Annotated in this window: 8 protein-coding genes and 4 tRNA genes; all 12 read left to right on the top strand. The window is 55.3% G+C overall.

Annotation, left to right across the window (positions count from 1 at the left end; all coding sequences use genetic code 11):
* Positions 1-277: 277 nt before the first annotated feature.
* Positions 278-1,477, top strand: a complete 1,200-nt coding sequence (locus ACESMK_RS19920; RefSeq protein ID WP_373002391.1) for a hypothetical protein — start codon at positions 278-280, stop codon at positions 1,475-1,477.
* Positions 1,478-1,487: 10 nt separating this feature from the next.
* Entirely contained in the window at positions 1,488-2,567 is a 1,080-nt protein-coding gene (locus ACESMK_RS19915) for a hypothetical protein (RefSeq protein ID WP_373002388.1), read from the top strand.
* Positions 2,564-3,112 (top strand): hypothetical protein, encoded by a 549-nt coding sequence (locus tag ACESMK_RS19910; protein ID WP_373002386.1) that lies wholly within the window; start codon positions 2,564-2,566, stop codon positions 3,110-3,112. The genes ACESMK_RS19915 and ACESMK_RS19910 overlap by 4 nt, the downstream gene beginning before the upstream one ends.
* The gene (locus ACESMK_RS19905) at positions 3,112-5,532 is read left to right on the top strand and encodes a DUF6160 family protein (protein ID WP_373002384.1); all 2,421 of its coding nucleotides are present in this window, start codon (positions 3,112-3,114) and stop codon (positions 5,530-5,532) included. The genes ACESMK_RS19910 and ACESMK_RS19905 overlap by 1 nt, the downstream gene beginning before the upstream one ends.
* A gap of 102 nt (positions 5,533-5,634) precedes the next feature.
* Positions 5,635-6,600 carry a biotin--[acetyl-CoA-carboxylase] ligase gene (locus ACESMK_RS19900; protein WP_373002381.1) on the top strand — a complete coding sequence of 322 codons (966 nt, stop codon included), beginning with the start codon at positions 5,635-5,637 and terminating at the stop codon, positions 6,598-6,600.
* The gene (locus tag ACESMK_RS19895; RefSeq protein WP_373002378.1) at positions 6,597-7,331 is read left to right on the top strand and encodes a type III pantothenate kinase; all 735 of its coding nucleotides are present in this window, start codon (positions 6,597-6,599) and stop codon (positions 7,329-7,331) included. The genes ACESMK_RS19900 and ACESMK_RS19895 overlap by 4 nt, the downstream gene beginning before the upstream one ends.
* 77 nt (positions 7,332-7,408) lie before the next feature.
* Positions 7,409-7,999: a hypothetical protein gene (locus ACESMK_RS19890; RefSeq protein WP_373002376.1), complete on the top strand. Its 591-nt coding sequence runs from the start codon at positions 7,409-7,411 to the stop codon at positions 7,997-7,999.
* A gap of 31 nt (positions 8,000-8,030) precedes the next feature.
* Positions 8,031-8,106 (top strand) — tRNA-Thr (locus tag ACESMK_RS19885).
* A 39-nt stretch (positions 8,107-8,145) separates the two neighbouring features.
* Positions 8,146-8,230, top strand: a tRNA-Tyr gene (locus ACESMK_RS19880).
* Positions 8,231-8,241: 11 nt separating this feature from the next.
* Positions 8,242-8,316: transfer RNA gene (locus tag ACESMK_RS19875), tRNA-Gly, on the top strand.
* A gap of 14 nt (positions 8,317-8,330) precedes the next feature.
* Positions 8,331-8,406 (top strand) — tRNA-Thr (locus tag ACESMK_RS19870).
* Positions 8,407-8,457: 51 nt separating this feature from the next.
* Positions 8,458-8,577 (top strand): GTP-binding protein (locus ACESMK_RS19865; protein WP_373002393.1); only part of this gene is annotated, 120 nt, incomplete at its 3' end.

The raw sequence follows: 8,577 nt of genomic DNA, 5'->3' as shown, positions 1-8,577 counted from the left end.
ATGGTAGTGTGGCGTTGCCCATGTGAGAGTAGGTCATCGTCAGGCGCCTAATACCAAAACCCCAGCATCTTCGATGCTGGGGTTTTTTATTGCCTGAAATTCAGGAAATTCCAAAACCATGACGCTGCGCACAGTGACGAAATGTAACCAGGGTTAAACTTCCGTAAAAGAACTGGCTAAAAGAACATCAAAAACCAAAGCCAGCCTCAGAGACGCTCATCAGTCATCTTTAAAACAGCCGCCAATAACAAAAAAGCGGCAGCGGTGAGATGTGACTATGAGTAATAAAATTCCCTCGCTTATTCTCCTGTCCATGTTCGCGGCGGGGGCCAACGGTGAGCTGCGTCCGATTTCGGATGAGCAAATGTCCGAGGTGACCGGGCAGGCCTTCGTGTCCGTCGATCGCCAGTATCATCCCGATGCCAACGATAATACCGCCTATACCCGGGTCAATCTTGGAATGGATATTGAGATCCAGACCAATGTGGATGTATTGGAAATGGGGCGCTACGACCGTGAAGGCGAAAAGCCGGGAACGTCGGATGTTTATATTGAAGACTTCGCCCTGGGGTACATCAACAATCAGGCCTACTTTGACGCCAACCCCAAGGCGCCCCGACAGAGAAAGCCAGACGGCAGCACCTATGCCGAGGGCGAGATTGTCCCCTTCTCCATCCAGAACCCATTTTTTGAGTTTGCCTTTGACGAGGGTACCGAAGAAGTTGTTGGTTTCCGCCTGGGGTTTGGCGAATCCATGGGTGTCCTTTCAGGAAAAATCGAGACGCTGACAGGCAATGTAAACGTCGACATCATTGATCGGGGGCAGGGCCTCAGGGAAGCCAGTTCCAGCGGCAATTTCTTCGACCAGGTGATCGTGCTTCTCACGCCCCTACTTGAGGGCGGCAGCCCGTTATCGACCAAGGCCCAGCTTGTCCATGGCGCAGAGGGGGATCCAAACATTGGCGAGCTGGATCCCATAAGAGCTGAATATATTGGAATTCCAAACGGAGAACGATTCATTCTCGAGGGTGCAAGCGGCTTTACCCGCTGGTCGGTAAAGAACCTGATCGGGTGGGGGTCCAGTTCCCGCATTGAAGTTCCGGATTGTTCCTTCTTCAGCTGTTCTGGCGGGGACATCTATGTCTATGCGGAGGATTGTCTTGTATTAGGGATAGACTCCTGCTTCGACCTGGATATCTACAACAGTTTCCCGGTGGGCGAAGTTGGTGAAGTTAACGGAGAGCGTCGTATTACCGGTCCGGCCGATGGCGCCTTTATTTCTTTCCAGACCAAGGACCTTGATTGGTTAAAGGATGTGAAGAAAACAGACTTCACGCCGGAGGATTTTATCAAAGCGACATCAGGTGCGTTTTTTAATATTCCCAATGGCGCGACAGAAGTAAACCTGAACGAAGCTCTGTACGGAACCCAGCGTTACCGGACCGAATATATCGACCGCGGCAAGGGTCTGTTCTGAGGAGATGGTTATGATTGGAGGTAGGGGCAGTCGGGGGCGCGTTGGCTACCGTTATCCTTTTGTTTTGTGGGTGTTGCTGTTGATATCTCCCAGCCTCAACGCTGAACTTCAGGGCCTCTCGGAAACGGAGATGTCTCGTATCGATGGTGCGGGTATTGGCCTCGTTCTGGAAAATTTCAAGTTCTCCCATGGAACCGATGAGCCGACTGCGTCCGGCGAGCAGGCGCGGATTTTCCGAATCGGAGGTATCAAGAGCACAGACGGCCGTGACGTCGATATTACGGTCAACCACCTCTATGTTTCCGGAACTGGCAGCAACTATGGTCAGAATCTGGGGCCAGTAAACCTTGGCCGACTCCTTAACCCGTGGCGAATTGATGTGGTTGACGGCAATGAGATCGGGATTGCCAATAGGGCCGTGCTGGAGTTTGCGGCACCCGGCAAAGTGGGCGCTGGTCAGGGCTATGACTGTATGAGTTCTGGCGCAACCATGGGGAGTGGCACCTGTTCCAGTCGCCCGGCGACAGCAGATTACATCGGAGAGCGGGCGGATATTGGAATGCAGATGAATGTAGGTGTTGGCGATGACAGATCTGCCAATCTCAATATTCATGCGAAAACCGCCGTTGTTGATGGAAGTTACTTGCGGCTGTGGGGCGACAATGATCGCCGCCAGATGGTGGGCCAGTTCAAACTGAACTTCTACTCTCCCGAGCTTTCCATCAATGCCTGCGCGCAGGACGGCTCCAGTTGCGGTTCCCGAATTCTGATGAGTAATTTTGCTCTGGAACTGGCGATTGGCAATCAATTGCAGCCGGTGTATTTCGATGTCGACGGCAGTGGAAACTTCGTCGTTGAGGTGGCTCCGATTCGTCGGCCTCAGCCTGGTCAGATCGGTTCGGACGGGCTCAGGGGGAGCAGTGATCCCGAAGCCTGGGATTTTTACCAGGCCTACTATTCCAACCCGGAATTCCGCAGCAGCCTGAGCATCGGCAATTTCAGTGTTGGTGACCGTGATTTTGGCTCCGCCCGTGTGCAGGGAATGCTGATTCAGCATCTGAACATACAAACCAGGGATCTGAGCCCATGAAAAACGTTCTGCGCGGTACCCTGGTCGCTCTGTCTCTGCTGCTTTTATCCGTCCCGGCAAGTGCGGAGCTCTACCGTCTCGGTGATGAAGCACTCTCCGGCATTTCTGGAAAGGGTGGCATCTACCTCTCTGGCGATATTAGCATCAACGAGATGGGCGGCCCTGTGGAAAACAGCTATTTCGGGCGTTGTGATGACGCTGCCAGAAAGTGCGGCGCCCGCTTCGCCTATCGTCTGAAAGAGAACGGTGGGTGGATGGTTCTTGACGATATTCGTGGCAACTTCGCTTTTGAGGGGCTGACTCTCCGAATCCGAACCATTGACTCCGGATTCGGAGGCGATGGGGAGTTGTTCAATCGTGACGTATTGGAATTAGGGTTGCCTGATACAGTGCGCTTCAACGATGTCCAGTTCAAGATCGCTGCCAGTAGCACGGCGCGTCCCACGGATCCCGGGTTTCAGCAGACCGACATCTTTTCCGTTGAAATGCGGGGAGAAGTCGTGATGGAAGGAAATCTGCTGGTGTTTCCGACAGGTAATCCGTAATGAAGAGGTTCAGGATCATGGGCACTCATAACTATCTGAAGCCGTTCGTCCCGGTCGCTGGCGTTCTGGTCTGCGTGATGGTTTCCCAATCCCTGACGGCAGGAATGAAAAGTCTGGATGACTCCGCTTTGGCCAGTATCAGCGGCCAGAGTGGCTTGACGATGGAGCTGGATCTAAACCTCGCAGCGGATCGGGTGTCCTATTTTGATGATGGGAACGGCCTGCATCTGGAGGGGTTTCGGGTCGGATCTGCAACCGACCCCTCGGGGCAGGCGTTTCATCTGGTCCGGGTCGATATTGAGGAAGATGCATCCCTGAATCTCGATTACCTGGTTGAGGATCGCCGCATCGAGTTTGGCGATATCCGTCTTGCCGGGGCCCCTGGTCTGAGCATGGGAGGCGTGTTTTTCGACCATTCTCTGGAAGGCTATCTGAACATCCGGCAGGGTGGCGCGGTCGGTGGGGCTGGCTATACGTTTGACTCTGCCTACACCATGACCGGTGGCCGTCTGGGTTATCGCACTAATGGCAATGAAGTCTTTCTTGACGATATCACCATGAACGTCGAGGCTCTGGGTGTCACGCTGGATGTAGTCGGTAATACGCTCACTTTGAATGCGCCGAGGGTTACCGGCGATTGGGAAGTTGGGGCCATTCGATACAGCGGCAATCCCTCAAATCATGGCGTAAGTGTGGATTCCGCCACAGGTGGTCCGTTGGCCAGCTATGGAAGTTTGAGCGGAAACTACGAGCTTTCCTCCAATACCGGTATCACCGCAGGCGGCCGTGCCGGTGAGGGTGTTCGGATCGATAACGAGACGGTTATACACTCGGCATCCTTCCTTTATCGGGATGATGGAAATGCCCTGGCCCTTCGAGACATCACCGGTGCTTACCGGATCAACGATCTCAGGCTTGATGTGGCTCCAGACTGGCAGAACCGACCGGCATTGGCTCTCAGCCTTGGTTCCATGGACGGTCAGTTCAGCATTGGTGCCATTGAGATGGGTGGCAACGGCAAGAGTATTGGCCAGGTAAACGTCAGCTTTTTGCTTGAGGACCAGGTGTTTAATGGACGCAGCTACTCCAATGCCGTCTATCTTCAGGGCGGCGGTCACGCTGATGCCGGGCCCCAGGGGCTGCGCCTTGCTACTGAATGGAGTCTGCGGCTGGCCGATTTCAGTTATACCGAGGATGGCAACCGGGTGATTTTCAGTGGTCTCCAGTCCTGGGGCCAGGGCGATGTGACGGTCAATGTGACTCGGGATGAGCTGATTAATGGTACGGAGTTCTTTGATGGCCTGCGTGTCGGGTTCGAGGGCGTCAAGGCGGGTTACCGGATCAATGGTCTGCGGGTCGGAAGTGAAGATGCTCCATTGCAGGGTGGCACAGAACTGCTGCTGGCTCTCGGGTTCTATCCGGCTTATGAGTTTGAGCTTGATGGTCATGTCACGCTTGGGGCTGGTGGTGCAACGGGCGAGGGCATCACTATCAATTCTGATGTACGAATTCAGGATGGCAAAGCCGCAATTATTGCTGCTCCCTACAATGAAGGAGGCGGAGACATCCCTCAGAAGGGCCTCTGGATCACTGAGCTGGATTACGACGCCCATGTTCGAGATATGACGGTTGATGTTACGGAAGAAGGGTTGGCCATCATTAAGGGCGAAGCCTGGAGCACCATGGATATCGGTAATCTGAGGGTCGGGGATAAGGAGTCTGGCCAGAGCTTTGGTCGGTTTGTGGTCCAGAAGTATGAAACTGGCAGCAGCATGACGGTGATCCCCGGCGGGGCCGGCGACGTGTGCGCCGGCGGCATGGGTAGTAGTGCTCAGGCCTGTGAGGCTTCCGGTGGTGTATGGGAGACTCGGGGCGAAGAAGGGTTGACCGTTCGTTTGAAACAGGTTTTTGCGAAGGCCATTAGCGAGACCCGGAAAAATGCCCTCGTATGGGAAACCAATCGTCAAACCGACGCCGCCGGAAACACCCTGAATGGCACCGGAACCCGTCTGGTTCTGAACGATATCTATACCAGTGATGGCGGGGATTTCGATGGTGACGGTGTCGATGACAATCATTTCGGAATGCGCACCGATCTGTCAGTGGATGTCTACCAGACCCGGGTTGTGAAAAAGGCGGATGGGCCTGATGCCATGGGCGTGGTTGGCAACCGGGGTGATGAAAAGATCATGGACGGCGCCTCTGCGGCGGGGTACAGGTACGTGGCTGATCCAACGGCCCAGGAAGCCGAAAATCGGCCGCTCGGGTTTGCCGTGAAAGCGCGGAGCCAGTTCAAGGAGCTCTCCATTAATAATATTGATCTGGTTCACCCGGTTGGCGGTGCGCAGACTGCTGTCTATGGTGTAAAAATGCAGAATTTTGATATCAAGGCGAACCTGACGGCAACGCCAATCCCCTGATTTGTCGGCGGCCAATTCTCAAAGTTCTGTCGTCGACTTTGTCTTTTTCGCGTCCCTGTTGTTTAATCCGGCCTTACCCAATCTCTTGGCTGGACACGTCTTATGAAATCCAAGGCACTTATAGAGTTGCTCAGTGACGGAAAGGTTCACTCGGGCGAGTCTTTGGCAGCAACGCTTGGTGTCAGTCGAACAGCTATCTGGAAGCAAATCCGCCGTGCCATGAATGAGGGCGCTGAGATTGCCACCATTCGCGGGCGCGGATACCAGCTGGTGTCCCGCGTGGACCTGCTTGATCGGGCCGCCATTTTGGGTGGGATAGCAGCGGAGAGTAGGCAGGAGCTCTCGTTGACGGTGCTCGATGAAGTGGATTCAACCAATGCCGAAGTGGTCCGCCAGATTGCGGCCGGCACTTCAGGCATACCAGTGGTAATTGCCGATTGCCAGACTGCAGGCCGCGGTCGCAGAGGGCGGGTATGGCAAAGCCCTCGGGGCGAAAACCTCTATCTCAGTATGGGGCTGACATTCCACGGTGGCTTCGGGGTTCTGGATGGTCTAAGCCTGGCGCTCGGCGTTGCGGTCGCCAATGCCCTGGAGCGTCTCGGTGTGCCCGACATTGGGCTCAAGTGGCCCAATGATGTGTTTCTTCCGGATGGAAAACTCGGCGGTATTCTGGTGGAGCTCCAGGGCGAGCTGGAGGAGGGCGTTGTCCAGGTCATTGCCGGCATAGGACTTAATGTCCACATGTCCCGGGTCGAAGGTGTCGATCAGCCATGGAGCAGTCTTGCGAGGGCGCGCCCGGACGTTGACTGGTCGCGTAATCAGGTTGGCAGTGCGATTATCGACGCGGTCCTGGATGTGGTGTCCCTGTTCTCGGATGTCGGTTTCGCGGATTTCCGGGAGCCCTGGCAGCGGCGCGATATTTTTATGGGAAGACCGCTTCAGGCGCGAGGCGGTGAGGTCGAAGGCGTGGGTTGCGGAATTGACGATGCCGGGAACTATCAGATTCGTACGCCATCCGGTGTCGTTCCGGTACGCGCCGGGGAAATCAGTTTGCGAGCGGTGTCATGAAGCTTTTGATAGATGCTGGCAATACCCGCCTTAAATGGTGTCTCGACGATGGTGGCCTGACCGTGGCCTCAGGAACAGGCATTCTGGATGAAGATAACCCCTTGAGTAGTCTTAAAGAGTCTGTTCGAAGCGTCCGGAGCGTCGCGATCTCAACGGTTGCTTCAGAACATAAGCGGCAGCACTTGATGGCCTGCCTGCTGAACCTCGGGTTCCCGCCTGCCCGTTTCTATTGGTCGGAGCAGGCCCGTGGCGGCCTTGTAAACGCCTACCAGGATGTTACCAGAATGGGGGCGGATCGCTGGCATGCCATGTATGGTGGGTGGCTCGACCACAAGGACGGCTTTGTAGTGGTGGACGCAGGGAGCGCGGTCACCGTGGATTACGTGGATCGAGATGGCCGGCACCTGGGCGGGTATATTCTCCCGGGCCTCCAGATGATGTTGCGAAGTCTCAGAACCGATGCAGCGCGGATCTGGTTTGATCCCGACCAGGTCCTGGCAACTGATCCCGGCAAAAGTACCGGGCAATGCGTCAATCATGGTCTTGCCTGGCTCTCCGCAGCCATGGTGGAGCGAATTCTCGCAGATGTCCGCTGGCACGGTCTGGCCGATATTCTGGTCACTGGTGGCGATGCCGGCCGATTGATTGGTCTTGGTCTTACTGGCGAGCATCATCCTGATCTTGTGCTGTCAGGCTTGCGGGCGATTGATGCCGAGGACGCGTCCGCATGAGATGGTTGGCGTTTGTTCTGGCAGCAGTCAGTGTCGGGCTCTATTACCTGCCAGAATATGTTGGACCATCGGCTGGAATGGCCAAGGTCGCCAGTGGCAGTTTGCCGAGGGTGGCAAGCTTGAAATCGCCCGTTGTGGAAGCGTCGCCTGCGGAGAAGGCGTCGCCGTCCGAGGAGCCGGCGCTGTCCTGTGTCCGCCTCGGATGGATAGAGGCCGTTGAGCGCGCTCGTGAACTGGCCGATAACCAGTCCCTCGACGACGTGGAGTTAACCGTCGAAGAGGTCGAGCGTGAGTTGCCCCCGTTGCATTGGGTGCTCATTCCGCCCCAGCCTGAAGAGGTGGCGTTAAACCAATTTAGGGACATCCAGCGGCAGGGAATCGACTCCTACCTGGTCACCCAGGGAGAGAACCGAAATGCCATCTCGCTGGGGCTGTTTGAGTCCCGTGATTCTGCAATTTCCGTGCTGGAAGAAAAAAAACGTCAGAATCTTAATGCGGTACTGGTCAACTTCCCCCGAAATCAGATAAGCTACGCGCTCTCTTTTGAGGCGGAACCGGAACTCGCTGAAGAACTGGTTCAGGCGGTGGAAGCGGATTACGGCAGCAATTTTGATTTCGTCGAAATCAGGCCTTGTGAAGGTGTTGCAACGCCAGAAAAAAATCCGTAGTATACCGCCCTCGCTGACGAGGCGAATGTGAGCTGGCGTAGCTCAGTTGGTAGAGCAGCTGACTTGTAATCAGCAGGTCGGGGGTTCGATTCCGTCCGCCAGCTCCACTTTAAGTTTTGACGGATTTGCGAAAGCGGATCCGACTCGGAGGGGTTCCCGAGTGGCCAAAGGGATCAGACTGTAAATCTGACGGCATCGCCTTCGCAGGTTCGAATCCTGCCCCCTCCACCACTAAATTGCTCGCGGGCATCGTATAGTGGCTATTACCTCAGCCTTCCAAGCTGATGACGCGGGTTCGATTCCCGCTGCCCGCTCCAATTTGTTTTGCAATGCTCATGTAGCTCAGTTGGTAGAGCACACCCTTGGTAAGGGTGAGGTCGGCGGTTCAAATCCGCCCATGAGCTCCATTATTTATCCGGTCAACGTTACGATCCTGGTTGATTAGGGAGATTGGTCGAATGTCTAAGTCTAAGTTTGAACGTAATAAGCCGCACTTGAACGTGGGCACCATTGGTCACGTAGACCATGGTAAGACCACTCTGACCGCCGCGCTGACTCGTGTATGTCACGAAGTATTC

It is taken from the genome of Marinobacter sp. (genome assembly GCF_041687235.1).
In the GTDB taxonomy this organism is placed as follows: Bacteria; Pseudomonadota; Gammaproteobacteria; order Pseudomonadales; family Oleiphilaceae; genus Marinobacter.
Note: the sequence above shows the minus strand (reverse complement) of the source record. Positions and strands in the feature narration are given on the sequence as shown.

Coding starts and splice junctions, on each gene's coding strand:
- ACESMK_RS19920 (WP_373002391.1), top strand. CDS start 278: ATGAGTAATAAAATTCCCTCGCTTATTCTCCTGTCCATGTTCGCGGCG.
- ACESMK_RS19915 (WP_373002388.1), top strand. CDS start 1,488: ATGATTGGAGGTAGGGGCAGTCGGGGGCGCGTTGGCTACCGTTATCCT.
- ACESMK_RS19910 (WP_373002386.1), top strand. CDS start 2,564: ATGAAAAACGTTCTGCGCGGTACCCTGGTCGCTCTGTCTCTGCTGCTT.
- ACESMK_RS19905 (WP_373002384.1), top strand. CDS start 3,112: ATGAAGAGGTTCAGGATCATGGGCACTCATAACTATCTGAAGCCGTTC.
- ACESMK_RS19900 (WP_373002381.1), top strand. CDS start 5,635: ATGAAATCCAAGGCACTTATAGAGTTGCTCAGTGACGGAAAGGTTCAC.
- ACESMK_RS19895 (WP_373002378.1), top strand. CDS start 6,597: ATGAAGCTTTTGATAGATGCTGGCAATACCCGCCTTAAATGGTGTCTC.
- ACESMK_RS19890 (WP_373002376.1), top strand. CDS start 7,409: ATGGCCAAGGTCGCCAGTGGCAGTTTGCCGAGGGTGGCAAGCTTGAAA.